The following is an 18,010-nucleotide window of genomic DNA, read 5'->3' on the forward strand; positions in this document are numbered from 1 at the left end:
AAAGACATGCCAGAGGAAATAGGGCTATTCGCTGAAACCGGCAACGACAGAGGTCACACGCACGAGACACCTGCAGCAGTGCCGGCAGAAGCGCCTCAACTGGTGTTCGGCTCGGCCGAGGAGTTCCTGCACGAACAACTGCTGCCCACCTACGTCCGGGACGTCGATGACCGCAGCGCCAAGTGGTGCATGGAATGGTACTTCCACCCCGAAGCCGTGTCCCGCATAGAGGCCCTGTGGCGGGCCTGGGAACACCTGCGCCTCGATGGAGCCACCGGAATCAGCGTATGGTGGCGCGACCACGCCGACCACCACATGCGCGTACTCCTCGACCCCCACGGTCCCTTCTACAACTGCGACAAAGCCGGACACCGCGATGCCGCCCACCTCGAGCCAAAGCACGCACCAGCCGGATGGTTCCCCGACGTACGACTCCCAGGGTTAACACTGAAATGCCAGTAGAGGCGGTCCAATTCGGCCGCCTCCACGTTTCCTGCCGTTAAGGAAGGCCCGTCACATGACGCATCACAACTGTCGCCCTCTGGATCGTTGAATCGTTCTGCAGCTCCTGTATTCAGATAGATCCAGTCATCCGAGGGTTATTGACTTTGCCAAGGGGTGCGTTTCATACATGGCCGGGTGCCGGATGACCTTCGCAGCGTGCGAAGTACCTTCCATTGACCACTGAACAGTCTTTCCTTAGATCGCCTTAAATGACTGCGGTCGGGCGACAGAGCATCTGGTCCATGATTAACCGTGTCATCGCGTCGAGAATATCGGCCTTATGCAAGCGACCGTCTGGTGAATACCACTCCACCACCCAGTTGATCATGCCCAGAATCGAAAGCCGAACAAGCGTTGGATCGCCGGCCGGTATCTCCTTCTCCTCCATCGCCCGCCGGACAATTTCGGTGAACAGGTGGTCATAGCGGTCAATCCTGGACTGATACAGGTCTAGATACTCCGGCTCCAGAAAGCGACGTTCACGCAGAAAGACGGCGACGGCCTTCTGGTTATTTAGCACAAAATCCAAGTGGTTTTCCACGGCTCGGCGAAGCTTTGTCCGCGGATCCGTCTCCGCCCCATCAATCTCTTCCAAGCGTGTCAGAAAGTTGGCCATACCTGTCTCAAGGACCCGGAACAGAAGTTCGGGCTTCCCGTTGATGTGGTAGTAGAGGCTCGCGGTCGTCAGCCCCAGTGCCTGTGCCAGGTCGGTGATTGATGTGCCGTAATAACCCTTCTCGGCGAACAAATCGGTCGCGACGGCGATGAAGGCCCGCTCTGTGTGCCGGGTGGACCGGCCCCCGACGTCTTGACTTTTTGGCATAACGTCAACCGCTCCTGAAGCTCAACTTACTAAACGTCCAATAGAAATGGTAGCGCATTGCGCGGCTTCCTGTTTTCAACAGCCCTCGCGGATTTTTTGATGGGACTTAACCTATGGGTGCCCGAGACTCCTGCGACGTTAACCCCAGGTCGGTGGCTTCCGAGGGGGAAGCGCTTGCAGTGGCGCTGTTCTGAAGATCCGCACGCAACGCCAAGCCGTACTCCCGAGGGTCGAGCTCCAGACCGTACCGGGGCTTATCCGGATACAGCGAGGCCATCAGGCGTTGTTCCGCCTGGAAAGAGACCCGCATCTTGTCTTCGTCGGGCAGCTCGATCCGTCCCTCAACGAGTGCGGCGAGCCACCTGCATTGGATGTCCATCATCCGGATATTGGCCCCGCCGCTAACGTCGAACAGGCCCACGAAGTACAGCCCCTTCCAGTGGGGGTGCACCATCCTTCGGTAAAGGTCGATGCGGTGGCCCACGACCGGAGAGAGTTCGTCGGTGAGGAAAGGGAGGTCAACCTCATAACCGGTTGCCGCAATGATGGCGTCGTAGGAAGCCGAACTGCCATCGGCGAAGCGCACCTCGTGGCCTTGGACTCCCGTGACGCCCGAACGCACGTCGATACGATTCCACGCGATCTGGGAAATGATCGTCGGGTGGCTGGCCGGATGCGTTCGTATCTTGGGCGTCGAAAATCCCCATTGCTCCATCGATCCATGGACGAGCCGGGTGACAAGTTCCCGAATCCTCCGCCTGACCGGCCAGGGTACCCACGGCCGCTCCACCTTGGCCAAAATCCGGGAAAGAGGCACGCCGAGCACCATCCTCGGCATGATCAGTACGGGCGAACGAGCCGAAATGGTCGTGGATTTGGTCACGGTGCAGACGTCAGCGGCAATATCGAGGCCGCTGTTTCCGGTGCCGATAACTAGGACGTTCTTGCCAGTGAAGGGTTCGGGGGTGCGGTAGTTGAGGGAGTGGAGGTATTTCCCGCTGAAATCCTTGGCGAACGGCGGGTCCATGGGCACGGCCTGATGCCCGTTGGCGACGACTACCCGGTCGAAGTCATGGCTCGAGCCGTCGCCCAGCGTGATCCGCCATTTCGGGGAGTCTGCAGCACCCCTTGGCACAATAGCCGTCACCTTTGAATTGAACCGGATACGGCTGGTCAATCCAAAGCGCTCGGCATAGGCTTCCAAGTACGCCCGGATCTCCTCGTGGGAGGGGAACAGAGCCGAATCCTTCGGCAGTGGGAAGTCCCGATAACCAGTGACCTTGGCTTCGGAGTTGATGTGAAGTGAACGGTAGGCCGGGCTTCGGCCGCTGTCATTCTCGTAGACCCACAGGCCGCCTACATGGGATCCCAGTTCAAACACAGTGACGTCCTGGTTGAGCGTAATGAGGTGTTTGGCGGCGCACAGCCCGGCCGCGCCGGCGCCGATTACAGCGATATGTTCGGGGTTAGGACCCATGTCATTTCCTGCCTTCAGATTTACTTGCGGAAGTTACGGTGGCGAGGGCGCGGCGCAAGGCGGCCACTCGGTTGTCGCGGGCCGTCTTGGCGGTATCGGACCCGGGCGCGATTTGGTCGAAACCGTGGTAGGCGCCGGGATAGACGTGGAGCTCCAAGGGAACCCCGCAGCTGGCGAGCCGTTGTGCCAGTTGGATGTCCTCGTCGAGGAACAGGTCGAGGTCTCCCACATCCAGGTACGTCGGCGGGAGTCCGGACAGCTCCATCTCCCGGGCCGGCGCAGCGTAGGGCGGGACATCGGTGCCGCCGGCATCCTCACCCAGCAGGTGCCGCCAGGCTTCCAGGTTTGCGGCGCGGTCCCAGACTCCCAGGTCCACGATCGCATGCGAGGACGGTGTGGCGCTACGGTCGTCGATCATCGGATAGATGAGCATTTGGTACGCAGGCCGGGGCGTCCCGCGGTCCCGGGCCAGTAGCGCGATCCCGCAGGCAAGGCCTCCTCCTGCACTGACGCCGAACACTGCGAGCCGTCCGGTGTCCACGCCGATCTCCGGGGCCTGGGCGAAGAGCCAGCAGAGGGCGTCGTAGCAGTCTTCGACCGGTCCGGTACCGGGGTTTTCCGGAGCAAGGCCGTACTCGACGGACACCACTGTGCAGCCCACGTCCTCGGCCAAAGCGGCGGCGTAGCCGTCGTCCGCGGCAATGCTGCCCATTACCATGCCGCCGCCGTGGATGTACAGGATCCCGGCCGACGGGGTCACCAACCCCTGCGGCCGGTAGATCCGTACGGCAAGGGAGGGCTTGCCGTTGTCCCGCATAACAGCGACGTCCTGACGCTGTACCCGCGTCTCATCCGGCGCACGGCCCGCCGCCAGATTCATTACCTCGGCATGGCGCAGCCTGCGAAGATTCAAATCAGGAATTCCCTGAAAACCGCCAGGCCCGACGAGAGCCAGCAGTCCGTCGAGCTGCGGGCGCATCTGGGGATCGATGCGCTTACTGGGCGCGGTCCGCCCTGTCCTGTCGTCCACGGTCCTAGGCAACGGCGCCCCCTTTCCGGAGGTCCGCAATCCGCTGCGGGCTGAGACCTGCCTCGGCAAGGATCTCGTCAGTGTGCTGGCCCGGATCGGCGGCCGGCCGCTGGACGGCCGCCGGAGTCCTGCTGAATCTGGGTGCCGGGGCAGGCTGAGTTATGCCGCCGACCTCCGTAAAAGTGCCGCGGTGCACGTTATGCGGATGGTGAGGCGCTTCCGTCATAGTGAGCACGGGCGCGAAGCAGGCATCCGTGCCCTCCAGGATTTCGCACCACTCGTCCCGTGTCTTAGTACGGAACAGCTTGCCGAGCCTCTTCTTCTCGGGCATCCACTGCGACTGGTCCCATTGCTCGGGCAGCTCCTGCTGGTCTAGCCCCACACGAGCGATCAGTTCAGCGAAAAACTTCGGCTCCATTGCCGCTATGGAAACGTACTTTTCATCGGCCGTCTCATAGACGTCGTAAAACGGAGCACCGCCGTCGTTCATATTGGCCTCCCGTTCCTCGTCCCACTGGCCCCGGCCCAACAGCTCATACATCATCGTCATCAGAAGTGCGGAGCCGTCCACCATGGCAGCGTCAACGACCTGTCCCTGTCCCGAGCCCCGTGCCTCGAACAATGCGGCCACCACCCCCAACGCAAACAGCAATCCTCCGCCTCCGAAATCGCCGACCAAGGGGAGGGGCGGAACCGGCCGCTCGCCCCGCCGACCGATGTGCGCGAGCACGCCGGCCAATGCGATGTAGTTGATGTCATGGCCGGCGGACTGGGCATAAGGCCCGTCCTGGCCCCAGCCGGTTATGCGACCGTACACCAGCGCGGGGCTGCGCTTTAGGCAGACCTCCGGGGCAAGGCCCAGCCGTTCCATGACCCCGGGCCTGAAACCTTCGATGATCGCATCAGCGCCGGAGATCAGTTCGAGCAGCGTTGCCAACCCGTCAGGATGCTTCAGATCGATCCCGACCGAACGGCGGCCCCGTGCGAGGGTTCCCTGGGTCATGGCGGCGACGGGATCGGTTACCGGCTCACCGACCATCGATGACCGATGCACGGTAATGACATCGGCGCCCATATCGCTTAGAAGCATTGCGCAGAAAGGCGCCGGCCCGATTCCGGCGAGTTCGATGACTTTCACGCCTGCCAGGGGTCCCGTACCCCGCCCGGCTTTCAGCCCGCTCATCATGTGCTTGGCTTCGATCCGACGGCGTCTGTGCGCTGGGCGGGGTCGGGGCTGGCCATGTACTCTTTGGCCAGCGACTTCACCGTCTTCCGGGCAAGCTTGCCGGTATCGGTGCGCGGCAGCCCCTCCCGGGAAATCGATATCCGGACCGGAATCTTGAAGGACGCGATCCGCGAACGGCAGTAGGACTTCAGTTCGGCTTCATCAACCATGTCCGCGTCCGGCGCCAGGGTGACGAAGGCAACGGCGACCTCGCCCTTGAGGTCATCCGGAACGCCGACGACGGCCACTTCCTCCACGGCCGGATGCGTGCGGAGGAATTCTTCGATCTCGGCCGGTGCAATGTTAATTCCACCCGTGCGGATCATTTCACTCGCCCGGCCAATCAGGTGCAGGAAGCCGTCCTCGTCGCAGAAACCAAGGTCCCCGGTACGGAATTCGCCGTCGTCGGTGAAGGCTGCCTGGCTCTGCTCCGGCGCTCCGAGATAGCCGCTCGTCACATACCCGCAGACGGTGATTTCCCCGACCTCACCCACCGGCATGTCCTCACCGGTAATGAAATCCCGGATGACGAGCGTGTTGCCGCGAAGCGGAGGGCCCTGGCAGGCCATCTTCTTTTCAAGGCTCCAGTCCCACGGCGTCACGGTGCAGCCGCCATAGAGCTCCGTTGAGCCGTAGGCGTTGCAGATTCCGGTGATGCCCAACCCCACCGCTGCCATCTCCACGTCCTTCGGCGATCCGATGGTCATGCCCTTGGACAGACTCCGGACCCGGTCGAGCGAGAATTCTTCATGGTGTACCAGGGCGGCTGTGATGTTCGGCAGCGTGTAGGCGACCGTGCACTGCTGCTGCTCTATCATGGCGAGGGCTTCCGCCGGCTCGAATACCTCCTGCAGGACCAGGGTGGCCCCTGCGGTGAGGCCGACCATCAGGGCATTGGCGCCGCCGTAGCTCCAGAAGAGCGGGACGGGAAGCCAGATGGAGTCTGCCGCTGTCACGGCCATGCGCTCCGCTATGGCTTCGCCATGGATGAGGGCAGTGCGGTGATGGATGGGGACGGCCTTGGGCCGCGCCGTTGAACCGGAGGTGTACAGGACGAAGATCGGCTCGTCGTCGTCCCGGGACTCCTGGTCCACTGACTGGGCGGTGTCCGCGTCCGAGACAAAAAGGTCCGGGAAGGACAGCAGTCCCGGCGCCGGTTCGCCGCCGTCGATCAGGACGATCTCCCGCAAGTGCGGGTAATCCTCCGACTGCCAGCCCCGCTGGCCAGCGTCCCACGCCTCGGGAACCAGCTCATGCAGCAACGGCTCTATGCTGCCTGTCTTGAAGCGGGAGAGTGCGATGAGCACCTCGCAGCCGCTCTCGGCCAGCAAATGCTCCAAGTCCCACTTCTTAGCCCAGGTGTTGAACGCGGCAACCCGGCCTCCGGCCAGGACCGTTCCCAGGGCAGCTACAATCCATTCAGGACGGTTGGTGCACATCAGCCCGACGGTGGTGCCGGGGGAGACGCCGATCCCGCGGAGTCCTGCTGCGAACTGGCGAACCTGCCGGTCCAGCTCCGCGTAGCTCAACGTGCCCTGCGCGGAGACTATGGCAAGTTTGGATCCGCGCGATGCCGCGTGCCCGGCCAGCAGTTCCGGGATCCGTGAGATCGACTCTTCGTTCATGGACTCTACACCTTCTCGTTCGCGATGGTCGAGTGAAATCATTTCGGTGCCATCCGGATAGCGCCATCAAGACGGATCACTTCGCCGTTCAGCATCGGATTCAGCACGATGTGTTCCAGCAGGGCCGCATACTCTGCCGGGGCCCCCAGCCGGGCCGGGTGCGGCACCTGCGCCGCCACCGAAAGCCTCGCCTTTTCCGGCATGGACGCCATCAGTGGCGTGTCGAAAAGTCCGGGCGCCACCGTCATGACCCGGATCGCATGCCCAGCAAGCTCCCGGGCCGCTGGCAAAGTCAGGGAAACAACCGCACCTTTGGACGCGGCATAGGCAACCTGTCCGACCTGCCCCTCATAGGCGGCAATGGACGCGGTGCAAACCACTACGCCGCGCTCCTGGTCTTCGGGCTCGTTGAGGGACATGGCGTGGCTGGCGTAGGACAGCAGATGGTAGGTGCCCATGACGTTGACATCGATAATGAGCTTGGCCTTGTCGGAACCGGCCACGCCGTCGCGTCCGAACAGGCGGACGGGAGGCCCGATACCTGCCGCCGCCACGGCAACGCGCAAGGGGGCAAGGGAGACGGCCGCCTCGACGGCGCGTTCGACGTCGGCGGGTACCGTGACGTCGCCGGCGACGAATTCAGCGTTGTCCCCCAATTGCTGCGCCAGTTGATCGCCGGGGGAGCCTGGCAAGTCCATGATCACCACACGGGCGCCGGCGCCGTGGAGCATTTCGACGGCGGCACGGCCCAGGCCGGAGGCCCCGCCCGTCACCACCGCGGAACAGTTGGAAATACGCACTACGAGGCCCTTCCCGTCGCGGACGCGCCCGCTCCGACCCGCACTGCCGGTTCGACGATGTATTCGGCCAGATCCGCGTGGCGGAGCCTGTGCCAGAAGTCGACCACTTTGAACGGGTTGTTCACCACGACCCGGCCCCGTGAGTTGCGGTAGTAAACGTCCATGCCGGGATGCGTCCAGACCATGGCGTTATGGGCTGCATCAACCTGCTCGTTGTACTTGTCGTGCACGTCCTGACGGCATTCCACCGAGGCATAGCTGTTGTCGAACATCTGCTTGAGGAGGTCCATGATGTAGTGCATCTGCAGCTCCATGAGGAAGAGCAGGCTCCCGCCGTGGCCGAACTGGGTGTTCGGGCCATAGAGGCAGAAGAAATTGGGGAACCCTGGAATGGCAAGGCCAAGGTAAGCGCGCGCGTCATCGCCATCCCAGGTCTCGTCCAGGGTCTGCCCGTTGCGACCGATGATGTTCATGGGGGCGAGGAAACGCACGACGTCGAATCCCGTCGCCAGGATGATGATGTCGACCTTGTGCTCCGTGCCATCGGCGGTGACCACGCCGTCCGGGCGGACCTCGGTGACCCGGTCCGTCACGGGATGCACGTTCTCCTTCGTCAGGGTCCGGAACCAGCCGTTGTCGAGCAGCATGCGCTTTCCAAAGGGCGGGTACTTCGGCAAAACCGAGTCGAGGAGGTCCTGGCGGTCGCCAAGCTCTGAGACGATGTGCCTGGTGAAGTACCGCCGGTGCCCGTCATTTACTTCGTTAATCGACCGGTCCGGGTGCGGCCAGTCGGGGTCCTTCTGGAGAGATTCATGGATCCGGTCGTTGAAGATCCATGCCAGGCGCAGGCGGTACCACTCCTCATACAGGGGCACTGCCAGGAACAACTGCCGCACCCGCTCCGGCACCGGCACCTTGAACTTCTCGAAAGGCGCAGCCCACTGCGGCGAACGCTGGAACACCACGAGGGACTCCACCGTGTCGGCAATAGCCGGAACGATCTGCATCGCGCTGGCGCCATTGCCGATCACGGCCACCTTCTTGCCGGTCAGCTCCAGGCCTTCGGGCCACCTGGCTGTATGCGCGACCGGACCCTTGAAGCTGTCCAGACCCTTGATTTTCGGCATCTTGGGCTTGTTGAAGGCACCGACGGCACTGATCACGATGTTGGCGGTAACTGTCTCGCTGGTGCCGTCTTTCTTCCGGACTTCCAAGGCCCAGCTGGCTGCGTCTTCGTCGTACGCCGCGGAGGCCACGTCAAGGCCGAAGCGGATGTTGGGACGGACCCCGAAGTCGTCGGCTACCCGGTTGAAATACTCCCGCAGCTCCTCCTGGGCCGCGAAAAAGCGCGTCCAGTCGTTCTTCGCGAAGGAGTACGAATAAAGGTGGCTGGGAGTGTCCACCCCCGCTCCCGGGTAACGGTTTTCAAACCAGGTCCCCCCGACATCGTTGTTCCGCTCGATGATGACGTAGGGGATTCCGGCCTCCTGCAGTTTTACTGCCGCGCAGATGCCGGACGCGCCCGCGCCGATGATCACGGCGTTGAAGCCCCCCGGCACCGTCGCCCCGGACGGGGCTGCGGCGGCCTCAGTCTGCTGCCCCTCATCCAGCCCAAGCTCGTGGGCCATCATGTCGGCATATTCCAGGGGGACGTTCTCGCCTACCGAAACACTAAGCATGTCGACCAGCATCTGATGCGGGGGAGCGGGAATTGCCAGCGGCGTGCCTTGACGCCAAGCGAGGATGGCGTCCAGTGCGTTGCTGCGGATCTCTGCCTGCACATGCCGGTCAAGGCCGCCGTCGTCGTTGTCTCCCAGGCCCCTGTTGCGGGTTGGGCGGTACGGATCTTCCAGCCACCGCTGGTTGCCGGTCATCTGTACGAGGACCATGAGCAGCGATGGAATATTGGCGATCTCGATGGCTTCTGCGATCTGCTGATCGCTCACGCTGGCTGGGCCGTCAATCATGGTTCCTCCTGGTGTTGGGGCGGTAGCATTTTCCGGCACTTATTGATCGTTTAGTAATTGAAATCGTAGAGGGCTGTGCCGCCCCTCGTCAATAGAATTCGGGGACATGCAAAACGCCGTATTCAGCTGTCCGCGGCGTGGGTGCTGAAGTACGCCTCCTGGATGAGCTCGGGGCGGGCGATCGCTTCTTCCCGGGTCAGGGAGCGGGCGATTTCGCCCCCGGAGAGCACATAGGCGCGATCCGAGATCTTCATGGCGGCGTCGACGTTCTGCTCCACCAGGACGATGGTGGTACCCAACTGCCGGATGTTCTCCACCGCCTGCAGGACGCTGTCGACCAGCAACGGGGCAAGGCCCCAGGAGGGCTCGTCAAGGATCATGAGCCGCGGCTTGGCCACCAGGGCCCTGCCGATGGCGACCATCTGCTGTTCGCCGCCACTGAGGGCGCCTCCACGGTTTCCCAGCCTACCCTCCATTTGGGGGAACACATCAAGCACCCATCGCCACTCACGGTGTCCGGCTGCTTCTGCGCCGATCCTCAAATTTTCCGCCACCGTCAGCGAGCTGAAGAGCCGCCGGCCCTCGGGGACCAGCCGGATACCCTTGGCCGCGATCAGGTGGGGTTTGGCTCCCGCGATGTCTTCGCCGTCGAAGGAGATCCGGCCCTTGCGGGGGTTGTGCATGCCGACGATGGTTTCCAGCAGCGTGGTCTTTCCCGCGCCATTCGGCCCCAGGATCGCCAGTATCTCGCCGCTGCGTACTTCGGCCGTGAGCCCATGCAAAACCGGGCCTGCGCCCCGGGCTACAACCAGGTCTGTAATCTCCAGGAAAGTCATCCGACAGTGCTCCCAAGGTAGGCATCGATCACAGCTCGGTCGGCGGTGATCTCGCGCGGCGTCCCGCTGGCGATGACGCGGCCTCTGTCGAGCACCGTTATCTCGTCTGCGAGGGCCATCATGACGCGCATGAGGTGTTCCACGAACAAAATGGTCATATCCGGATGAGAATCGGCCAGGGACCGGATTGTCTCCGTCAGTGCATCGATCTCCTCGGCGCCCAAACCGGACATGGGCTCATCAAGAAGAAGTACCCGAGGCTCCTGTGCCAACGCTCGCGCCACTTCCACCCGGCGCTGCTGGGATCCGTTGAGGCTGTTCCATGCACGCGCGCTGTGGGCGGTGAGTCCGACCGCTTCGAGGGCCCTGTCAGCTGCTGCGGACGGATCCTGTGGCCGTCCGCTTGCGACAGCAGCGACCAGGACGCTGTCCCTGACTGTAAGGTCTCCCAGCGGCCGGGGAATCTGGAATGTGCGTGCGACGCCCGCCCGGACGAAGCCGTACGGAGCCAGCCCACGAAGGCTGGTTCCCTCCAGTAACACGTCTCCGGTGTCACGCTGGATGGTTCCGGTCAACATGTTGATCAGTGTGGTCTTTCCGGCGCCGTTGGGGCCGATCAAGCCGTGGATCTTACCGGCCTTCAGGGTGAGGGAGACCCCGTCAACCACTTTCAGGCCGCCGAACCGCTTGCTGAGATCCATCGCTGTCAAGACAGTGGGACCGCCCTCATGCAGCCTTCGTGTTGTAGCACCGGCTAGGGCATCGGTCTTGGCCGGAGCCTCCGATGCAACGGCGGGTGGTGCGGCCTCAGCCGGACCTGGCAGCTGCTTCCGCGCCCGCTGGGACCGGCGCCACGCCAGTCCGCGCGGCAGGAAGGTCACAGCTACGATGAGCAACAGGCCGAAGGCGATGCCATCGACGCCCGGCTGCCCGCGGAAGGTCTCCAGGGCGAGGGTTTCCAGGGCCGTGACAACGGTGGATCCGAGCAGCGGGCCCCACAGCATTCCGACGCCTCCGAGGAAGCCGATGAGGATAAACCGTAAGTTCATTCCCATCCCGAAGACGGTGTCGGGTTCTACAAACAGCTGCAGCTGGGCGTAGTATCCGCCAGCGACCGCCGTAACAGCGGCGCTCAGGCCGAGGGCGATCACCTTCACGCGCATCGTGTTGATGCCCGAGGCCTCGGCTGCAACCTCGTCATGCCTCACCACGGCTAACTGGCGGCCCAGGCGGCTCCGCGACAGGGCCGCGGTTCCGACCATGACGAGGGCAAGGGTGATGCCGGCGAGCACCGCGAACCAGCGTGGATCCTCAAAGCTCAATCCCGCGAAGCTGTCCTCGCCTACTCCGCTGAACAGGCCCGTCGTCCCGCCAAGGAAGTCGATGTTCGCTACGACCACCAGCAGGAGTTCGGACACCGCGAACAGGATGAGGGCGAAGTAAATGCCCTGGATCTTGAGCCGCCAGGAGACGAATCCCACCAGCATCGCGACGACGCTGGCCAGAAGTGCGCCGAGCGCGATTCCGAGCCAAGGGCTAAGCCCGAGCTGGATGTTGAAGACTGCAGCGCCGTAAGCACCGAGGCCGAAGAACGCGGCATGACCGAGGGAAGCCTGGCCGGCATAGCCGCTGACAATGTTCCACCCGGCAACGGCAAGGGCGTAGATCAGGACCAGTGCCATCAGCTGGCTGCCATAGGGCGATGCGGCGGTGACCAGCAGCGCAACCACGGCCAGGGCGGAGACGATGTACGTGCGATACCGGTTCCAGGCGGTGCTAAGGCCGGAGAGGCGCTTCATATTCTCTGTTGCCATGTCGTTTCCGTACCTCAATGGCCCACAGGCCGGTAGATGAGATCTTCCCGCTTGCCGCCGAATAAGCCGTATGGCCGGAACATCATCACGACAATCAGGAGCACGAACAAGAGTGCCGCTTCGAGCGAACCGGGTAGGAAGAGGCTGCCGACGCCGGTGAGGACGCCGACCATGAGCCCCCCGATTCCCGCGCCGACGATACTGCCGAGGCCGCCGATCAGCACGATGACGAAGGCATTCACCATAAAGCGGTCCCCAATGAACGGGCTCGCCTGGAAGATCGGCAGAATCACCGCACCGGCGAACCCTGCCAGCCCACAGCCAAGGCCGAACGCGAAGCGGTCCACCCTTTTTACGTTGATGCCGGACAAGGCTGCCGCCGTTGGTTCGGATGATGTGGCCCTCATGAAACGGCCGATCCGCGTGTAACGGACGATCAAAACAAGGGCGACGACGGAGGCCGCGGCCAGGCCAAAGGCCACAACCCGGGATACCGGGATGGTCACCTCACCGAGGCGCCAGGTCTCATTGCTCCACAGTGCGTTTGCCCGCCGTGGGGTTGCTCCCAGGGTCGCGACCATAAGATTCTGCACTGCAACGGCAATACCGAACGTGGCTATCAGAGGCAGAACCGGATCCTTCCCGAGGAGCCGCTCCAGTACGGTCCCCATGACAAGCCAACCCACTGCGAACAGTGCCAAGAGCGCCACGATGGAACCGAGATAGGGGTCAATGCCGAAGCTTGTGCTCAGGAAGAGTGCAATGTAGGCGCCCAACATCAGAAACACCCCCTGGGCGAAGTTGATCACCCGCATCACACTGAACTGGACTGCCAATCCCATGGCGATAATGCTGAAGATCCCGCCCATCAGCAATCCCGACACGATACCTTGCAACAACAGGTCCACGTTTTGCCTCTTTTCGTCAGTTCCGGTACCGGAGTACCTGGGAGCCCGGCCGTCCGGCCGGATGAATGGTTGTCACCGGGCCGGGAGCTCGTACGTTGCGAGGGGGTCAGTGAAGACCGGCTTGGCCTTCGCGAAATCGTTTGGGAAGACAATCTGGGGACCGTCTTCGAAAAGCTGCGTCAGCGGAGACTGCACATCCTCATTCTGGCCGTTCTCGCCGAACTTGATCGGGCCCTTCTGTGGCAACAAGTGCTTCTCAAGGGAGGTCGAGGAAAGGGCCTCGCGCAGCTTCGGTCCTTCGGTGGTTCCCGCACGCTCAAGGGCATCCATGACGATCATCGCGGACTGGTAACCCTGGGCAGCATGCGTCGTGGGGACGGAGCCATACTTCTCCTTGTAGGCGGCAGAGAACTTCTTCCATGTTTCGCTCTGGCCGTCATACCAGTAGGTGACGTCACCGATGTTCTGGCCGAGTTTCGGCAGGGACTTGGCAAAGCCGGGGTGGGTGAAGCCTGCGGCAATGCCGACCGTCAAGGGAGGACGGAAGCCCTGAGAGTTCATCGTGTTCACGATTTCAAGGCTTTGGGCCAGGAGGGCACTGATGATCAGCACATCGGGCTTAGACTGTCGGATCTGCGTGACCTGGGTGGAGAAGTCAGTGGCGCCCAAGGGAGCCGACACCACGTCCACCAGTTCCATCCCGGCTGCGGGAAGCTTCTCTTTCAGCAGCTCTGACACGGCCTTGTAGGCGGAGATCTCCAGCCGCAGGTGGGCAACGCGCTTGACCGGCTTGCCGGCCGCCTCTGAAACGCCCTTGAGGGCCTCGACTGCTCCGTCGACGGACATGGCCACGTCGGGGTGAGCCCTGAAGGTGTACTTAAGGTTCCGCGCGGTCAGCTGTGGGTCGGCCGCCGCCGTGATCATGAACGGTACCTTGCTGCGCTCGGCGATGGGCTGCACGGCCAGCGCGACACCGCTGGACATAGTGCCCAGGAGTGCTGCCGCGCCATCCTGGATCATGCGGGTGGCCTGGCCGGAGCTGCGTTCCGGGTCGCCTGCGTTGTCTTCGGAAATGACCTTCACCTGTGAGCCATTCATGGACTTGATGCCGCCGGCCTTGTTGATCTCGTCGACGGCGGCAAGGACGCCCTGGTGGGCTTCCTTGCCCTCGAACTCCAAGCCGCCGGACAACGGATGCAAGGAACCGAGAGTGACCGGTTTCTGCTCTGCTCCTCCGCCGCTTGGTGCCCCGGCACCACATGCGGCGACGAATAACGGCACCAGCGCGAGGGCTGCCAAGCACCGGGTCCTGACAGGAATGCGCCGGACTGGCGCGCTTCGTGGGGTCTTACTGAACATGTGATTTCCTCTCAAGGGAATGGTTGTTGAGGGCTGTTTCCCGTAGTTTGAACCGTTGGATCTTGCCGCTGGGCGTGGTGGGCCATGAATCGACAAAAATGAAGCTCCGCGGGATTTTGAATGAAGCGAGCCGACTTCGGCAGTATTCGGTGATCTCTTCGGCGTCCAGGGTTGCACCGGGCACCGTCTCCACGAAGGCCACCGCCACTTCACCGAGGCGTTCGTCCGGCCGGGAGACCACGTGGGCCTGCTTCACCTGCGGATGGGCAGCGAGGACATGCTCGATGTCTGCCGGGTGGACGTTGAAACCGCCGACAATGAACTTGTCCGAAAGGCGGCCCGTAATCGACAAGTAGCCGTTCGAGTCGAAGACTCCGAGATCCCCCGTGTAGAACCAGCCATCCGGATCGAGAACTGCCGCTGTGGCTTTTTCGTCGCGGTAATATCCCTTCATGACCGTGTAGCCACGAACGGAGACCTCGCCTTCCGCGCCGGCCGGGAGCGGCTCGCGCGAATGGGGGTCCACGACCCTGACCTCGTAGCCGCCCAAGGGAACGCCTTTGGCTGCCATCAGGCTTTCGATTGAATCGCTCGGCCGTCCGAGGGTCGTCGTGGAGGTCGTTTCGGTCATTCCGTATACAGGCAGCAGGGCACTCATGCCGAGGGTCTCCCTCGCTCCAGCGATGACCTCCGCCGGGATGGTCGAGCCTCCGACCCAACCGGTGCGAAGGCTGGAGGTATCGAAGCTCCTGACGTCCGGGTGGCGCAGCAGGTCGATAAAGTGGGTTGGGATGCCGGAGAGGACGCTGATCCCCTCGTCCGCGATGAGCTGCAAGGCGACAGTGGGATCCCACCGATCCATCTGGACCAGGGCGCCGCCCGTGATGAGGGCAGGCAGAAAGCTGGAGAAGACTCCTGAGACATGGAAGAGCGGCAGGTGGCCCAGGATCCTGTCCTCGGGGCCGATCCCGAGTGTCTGCACCACGGAGCGCATCATCCGAAGGGCACTGTGGCTATGCATTACGCCCTTGGGGTTGCCCGTCGTTCCTGACGTGAAGACGATGATTATGGTGTCTTCGCGTTCAGCTCTGGCGGCTGCGATTTCGAGCTCCGCGTCGCTGACATTGTTGGAAGAGGCGAGGAAATCCGCATAGGGAGTCATTCCCTCTGCGTTGTTTCCCAGCAGGATCACGGTGCTCAACTCCGGCAGTTGCGCCGTGTTCCGGCCGTTCCAGTCCGGGCACATTTCCCGGAACGACTCCACGAAGTCTTTGCCGAGGAAAGACTCTTCCATGATGAGCACCTTGGCCTCAGATTTGGCGAAAATGTAGGCGGCCTCAGCGGGTTTGTACTGGGTGTTGATCGGAACAACGGCAGCGCCGATCCGCACGGCCGCGAGCCAGATCAAGAGCCATGCCGGGTGGTTGGGAATCCAGAGAGCAACGTTGTCGCCTCGCGTGACACCGTGGGCCAGCAGAGCTTTAGCCAACCGCCGGCTTTCTTCGGCTACTTCGGCCCAGGTCAGCCGGGTTTCGGCATGGATGATGCCCGGATTGTCGCCAAATTTTTCCGCTGTGGCATCAAGCTGCTGGCCGAGCAGGAAGATCTCAGAAGTGCACGCCATTGTCCGTCCTCCGGTTTCCCCGCTTAGTGTGGATGCCGCACGAGGCGGCAACTTGCTAAACGATCAATAAGTACGGTATCCGTGACTTCTGTCACTGTCAACAGTTTGACTTTCGCTGCAGGCCCGGCCGCCCCGGAGCTCCATCCGGGAGTGCGGATATTCCTTGCGCCAACAGGAAAGCGTCGGCAACTTTCGCGTTTACGAAACCACTCTCCGTTCTATCGAAACCCGCCTTTGAATGCCCGCGGCCAGGGTGCCCTCCGCAGGCATGACTCCTTCAGGGGCAGCTGTGATAATGGGCCGGATCTAGTTGTTCCAAGTGAGGAAATGCACAAAACCAAGCAGCCGCGTGGCCGTCATTGGCGCCAGTGCAGCAGGTCTTAGTTCCGCACGGCACCTTATGGAGCGAGGGCAGGAAGTAGCGCTTTTTTGAGAAGGGTTCGAAGATCGGCGGCCTGTGGTGTCTCCGACAACGACAACGGCCTGAGTGCGGCCTACATGTCCTTGCAATCAGTTCCGAGCCGCGCGTGACCCACTTCCGGAACTATCCGTTCCCTAAGGGATCGCCTCTGTTCCCCTCCCACGGTGACATCGTCAGCTACCTTAAGGACTCTGCCCGGCAGACCGGGCTCGAAGAGCTGATCCGGTTGAGCGCGTACGTCACCGCAGCAGAACTTCTCGAAGATGGCGCCCGCGGCGGCCGGCGCATTCGCCTGGAAGACCGAACCGAAAAACTATTCGACGCAGTGGTCGTCGCCACAGGTCACCAAGGACCTCCTGGCATCCCAGCTTTGCAGCAACCTTTGAGGGTGAGTATCTGCACTCCACTCCTACCGGTCCGCACATGAATACCGGATTGTGCGCATGCGCAGGCGCATGGACCAGATCCTTGCCGGCTAACCTGAGTGTTCCTGCCGAAGTATTTCGAGTCCTCGCCGCGCAAAACCCGAGCAGCATATGGCTCACCGTCCTACGCCTTTTGTCATTTTCCCGAGATTCTTCACCCGAGAAAGCATGATCGTGCGCATGATCTCGGAATCGAGGATTTCAGCCAAAGGCCGTACACTGGCCTCACCCCAGAGCCGAGCAGCGGGTGGCTGTTGCGGGCGATCTCCCGGCTGACCGAGCCCGGCGACCGGCCCAGGGCCCGTCCGATGACACACCTCAATGGTCTTAGATTGCGGCCCTACCCTGGCCGGGGAATTCATCAGGACTCTGACTGCCACGGACGTGTTCACCGGCTGGACCGAGAACGTCGCGGTCCGAAACAGCGCCCACAAATGGGTGCTGGAAGCCATGGATGAGATCGTGGCGCGGCTGCCGTTCCCGCCACACGATCGTGTGATCACGGCCAATATCCGCACCGATCCGCCGGTCCGTCCACCCAGCCTTGATGCCTACCGCAATATCCGCCCTGTCAGACATCGTCAACGCCCTGCGAACCACCAGCAACTCCCACCGCTCAAACCAATGTTGTTGCTACGACGGTATGACACCGCCATCTACTTCACCCGCTCCCGGCCGTACAAGTCCAACGACAACGCCCACGTCGAGCAGAAGAACGGCGACGTGGTCCGCCGGCACGCCTTCCACTACCGCTACGACACGGCAGCCGAGCTGAAGCGGCTCAACGCCCTCTACGCCCTGGTCCGGGTCCGGCTGAATCTCTTCACCGCCACCACCAAAGCAATCGGCTGGCGCTCGAACAAACACGGGAAGAAGACCCGCATCTATGACAAACCACAGACCCCGTACCAACGCGTCACCGACTCCGGGATCCTGACCGCAGCCAAAGCTGCTCAACTCGCGGAACTGATGGAGATCACCAACCCGGCCGACCTCACCCGAGGGATCACCACCATCCCGACCCAGCTGATCGCCCTCTTTGCGGCGAAACACGGGCCCTGGAAGCATCATCCACGCGAGCACAAATAGCTGAGGCAAGCACAACACTTTCGCGCGCATCTTGACGGTGATGATGGTACGAAGCCGTGAAGCGGCGTGACTCACATCTTGAC

14 protein-coding genes and 1 pseudogene are annotated in these 18,010 nt (G+C 62.5%); 3 read left to right on the forward strand and 12 right to left on the reverse strand.

Translation table 11 applies throughout. The features are described 5' to 3' along the window. Window positions 1-6 precede the first annotated feature (6 nt). A complete protein-coding gene (locus tag AC50YA_RS18520; RefSeq protein WP_494983678.1) occupies window positions 7-462 on the forward strand; it encodes a DUF4913 domain-containing protein in 456 nt (151 codons plus the stop codon). A gap of 247 nt (window positions 463-709) precedes the next feature. Here the strand turns inward: AC50YA_RS18520 and AC50YA_RS18525 are convergent, their stop codons facing one another. The 12 genes from AC50YA_RS18525 to AC50YA_RS18580 form a co-directional block, all read right to left on the reverse strand. Further along, complete coding sequence (locus tag AC50YA_RS18525; RefSeq protein WP_494983679.1) at window positions 710-1,327, reverse strand: TetR/AcrR family transcriptional regulator; 618 nt, start codon at window positions 1,325-1,327, stop codon at window positions 710-712. Window positions 1,328-1,433: 106 nt separating this feature from the next. After that, window positions 1,434-2,804 carry a flavin-containing monooxygenase gene (locus tag AC50YA_RS18530; RefSeq protein ID WP_494983680.1) on the reverse strand — a complete coding sequence of 457 codons (1,371 nt, stop codon included), beginning with the start codon at window positions 2,802-2,804 and terminating at the stop codon, window positions 1,434-1,436. A gap of 1 nt (window position 2,805) precedes the next feature. Further along, on the reverse strand, window positions 2,806-3,834 hold the full coding sequence (locus tag AC50YA_RS18535) for an alpha/beta hydrolase (protein WP_494983681.1): 1,029 nt from the start codon (window positions 3,832-3,834) through the stop codon (window positions 2,806-2,808). Window positions 3,835-3,838: 4 nt separating this feature from the next. Further along, a complete protein-coding gene (locus AC50YA_RS18540; protein ID WP_494983682.1) occupies window positions 3,839-5,020 on the reverse strand; it encodes a CaiB/BaiF CoA transferase family protein in 1,182 nt (393 codons plus the stop codon). Further along, on the reverse strand, window positions 5,017-6,684 hold the full coding sequence (locus tag AC50YA_RS18545; protein ID WP_494983683.1) for a class I adenylate-forming enzyme family protein: 1,668 nt from the start codon (window positions 6,682-6,684) through the stop codon (window positions 5,017-5,019). The genes AC50YA_RS18540 and AC50YA_RS18545 overlap by 4 nt, the downstream gene beginning before the upstream one ends. A 38-nt stretch (window positions 6,685-6,722) precedes the next feature. After that, window positions 6,723-7,484 carry an SDR family NAD(P)-dependent oxidoreductase gene (locus tag AC50YA_RS18550; protein WP_494983684.1) on the reverse strand — a complete coding sequence of 254 codons (762 nt, stop codon included), beginning with the start codon at window positions 7,482-7,484 and terminating at the stop codon, window positions 6,723-6,725. Beyond that, a complete protein-coding gene (locus AC50YA_RS18555) occupies window positions 7,484-9,451 on the reverse strand; it encodes a flavin-containing monooxygenase (protein WP_494983685.1) in 1,968 nt (655 codons plus the stop codon). Before AC50YA_RS18555 ends, AC50YA_RS18550 begins: the two co-directional genes overlap by 1 nt. A gap of 122 nt (window positions 9,452-9,573) precedes the next feature. After that, complete coding sequence (locus AC50YA_RS18560; protein WP_494983686.1) at window positions 9,574-10,287, reverse strand: ABC transporter ATP-binding protein; 714 nt, start codon at window positions 10,285-10,287, stop codon at window positions 9,574-9,576. Further along, window positions 10,284-12,101, reverse strand: a complete 1,818-nt coding sequence (locus AC50YA_RS18565; protein ID WP_494983687.1) for a branched-chain amino acid ABC transporter ATP-binding protein/permease — start codon at window positions 12,099-12,101, stop codon at window positions 10,284-10,286. The genes AC50YA_RS18560 and AC50YA_RS18565 overlap by 4 nt, the downstream gene beginning before the upstream one ends. A 14-nt stretch (window positions 12,102-12,115) precedes the next feature. Beyond that, window positions 12,116-13,009, reverse strand: coding sequence for a branched-chain amino acid ABC transporter permease (locus AC50YA_RS18570; RefSeq protein ID WP_494983688.1), 894 nt, complete (start codon window positions 13,007-13,009; stop codon window positions 12,116-12,118). Window positions 13,010-13,081: 72 nt separating this feature from the next. Further along, window positions 13,082-14,368, reverse strand: coding sequence for an ABC transporter substrate-binding protein (locus AC50YA_RS18575; RefSeq protein WP_494983689.1), 1,287 nt, complete (start codon window positions 14,366-14,368; stop codon window positions 13,082-13,084). Further along, window positions 14,358-15,992: a class I adenylate-forming enzyme family protein gene (locus AC50YA_RS18580; RefSeq protein WP_494983690.1), complete on the reverse strand. Its 1,635-nt coding sequence runs from the start codon at window positions 15,990-15,992 to the stop codon at window positions 14,358-14,360. The genes AC50YA_RS18575 and AC50YA_RS18580 overlap by 11 nt, the downstream gene beginning before the upstream one ends. A gap of 440 nt (window positions 15,993-16,432) precedes the next feature. Here AC50YA_RS18580 and AC50YA_RS18585 point away from each other — a divergent pair. Together AC50YA_RS18585 and AC50YA_RS18590 are read left to right on the forward strand one after the other, a co-directional pair. After that, window positions 16,433-16,840: pseudogene (locus AC50YA_RS18585) on the forward strand (hypothetical protein); the annotation flags it as partial. A gap of 319 nt (window positions 16,841-17,159) precedes the next feature. Further along, window positions 17,160-17,927 (forward strand): hypothetical protein, encoded by a 768-nt coding sequence (locus AC50YA_RS18590; protein WP_494983691.1) that lies wholly within the window; start codon window positions 17,160-17,162, stop codon window positions 17,925-17,927. Window positions 17,928-18,010: the final 83 nt, after the last annotated feature.

The sequence above is a fragment of the Pseudarthrobacter sp. RHLT3-21 genome (assembly GCF_059383495.1).

Bases quoted from the DNA above. Each gene is read 5' to 3' on its own strand.
- AC50YA_RS18520 (WP_494983678.1), top strand. From the start codon at position 7: ATGCCAGAGGAAATAGGGCTATTCGCTGAAACCGGCAACGACAGAGGT.
- AC50YA_RS18525 (WP_494983679.1), bottom strand. From the start codon at position 1,327: ATGCCAAAAAGTCAAGACGTCGGGGGCCGGTCCACCCGGCACACAGAG.
- AC50YA_RS18530 (WP_494983680.1), bottom strand. From the start codon at position 2,804: ATGGGTCCTAACCCCGAACATATCGCTGTAATCGGCGCCGGCGCGGCC.
- AC50YA_RS18540 (WP_494983682.1), bottom strand. From the start codon at position 5,020: ATGATGAGCGGGCTGAAAGCCGGGCGGGGTACGGGACCCCTGGCAGGC.
- AC50YA_RS18545 (WP_494983683.1), bottom strand. From the start codon at position 6,684: ATGAACGAAGAGTCGATCTCACGGATCCCGGAACTGCTGGCCGGGCAC.
- AC50YA_RS18555 (WP_494983685.1), bottom strand. From the start codon at position 9,451: ATGATTGACGGCCCAGCCAGCGTGAGCGATCAGCAGATCGCAGAAGCC.
- AC50YA_RS18560 (WP_494983686.1), bottom strand. From the start codon at position 10,287: ATGACTTTCCTGGAGATTACAGACCTGGTTGTAGCCCGGGGCGCAGGC.
- AC50YA_RS18565 (WP_494983687.1), bottom strand. From the start codon at position 12,101: ATGGCAACAGAGAATATGAAGCGCCTCTCCGGCCTTAGCACCGCCTGG.
- AC50YA_RS18575 (WP_494983689.1), bottom strand. From the start codon at position 14,368: ATGTTCAGTAAGACCCCACGAAGCGCGCCAGTCCGGCGCATTCCTGTC.
- AC50YA_RS18580 (WP_494983690.1), bottom strand. From the start codon at position 15,992: ATGGCGTGCACTTCTGAGATCTTCCTGCTCGGCCAGCAGCTTGATGCC.
- AC50YA_RS18590 (WP_494983691.1), top strand. From the start codon at position 17,160: ATGGTCTTAGATTGCGGCCCTACCCTGGCCGGGGAATTCATCAGGACT.